The following is a 761-nucleotide window of genomic DNA, read 5'->3' as shown; positions in this document are numbered from 1 at the left end:
GCGCCTGCACTTCGACCAGCAAGGGACGCGTGCCTTCGCGCGTCACCATCACCGCGCTGCCCGAGGTCGGGCCACTGTGGGCGGAAAGAAAAATGGCCGACGGATTGGGCACTTCACGCAGCCCCTTCTCCGACATCGCGAACACGCCCAGCTCATTGACCGCACCGAAGCGGTTCTTGAAGGCGCGCAGCACGCGGAAGCGGCTGCCGGATTCGCCTTCGAAGTACAGCACCGCATCCACCATGTGCTCGAGCACACGAGGGCCGGCGATGCCGCCTTCCTTGGTTACGTGCCCAACCAGGAAGACCGAGGTACCGGTTTCCTTGGCGAAGCGCGTGAGCTTGGCCGCCGACTCGCGCACCTGACTGACGGAACCTGGCGCTGCGGCGAGCAGCTCAGTCCAGATGGTCTGGATGGAGTCGATCACCAGCACGCGCGGACGGCTGCTCAGCGCCTGCTCGATGATCCGCTCGATGCAGGTTTCGGCCAGCGCATGCAGCGGACCCAGCGGCAGGTCCAGACGCTGCGCGCGCGAAGCGACCTGGGCGAGTGATTCCTCACCCGTCACGTAGACACTGGGTATCTGCGCCCCAAGCGTCCCCAGCATCTGCAGCAGCAGGGTCGACTTGCCGATGCCCGGATCACCGCCGATCAGCACGACCGAACCATCCACCAGGCCGCCACCCAACACGCGATCCAGTTCGCCAATGCCGGTGAGCGTGCGCATTTCCGCGTCCAGCGCCACGGCCGTCAGCGGCGTC

Annotated in this window: 1 protein-coding gene; it reads right to left on the bottom strand. The window is 66.2% G+C overall.

The window, feature by feature from the left end; translation table 11 throughout:
* Window positions 1–761: DUF7125 family protein (locus Y882_RS15850; protein ID WP_046972920.1), on the bottom strand; the 761-nt coding region annotated here is incomplete at both ends.

This window comes from Dyella japonica DSM 16301 (assembly GCF_001010355.1).
In the GTDB taxonomy this organism is placed as follows: Bacteria; Pseudomonadota; Gammaproteobacteria; order Xanthomonadales; family Rhodanobacteraceae; genus Dyella; species Dyella japonica.
This window is presented reverse-complemented; position numbering and strand designations above follow the sequence as displayed.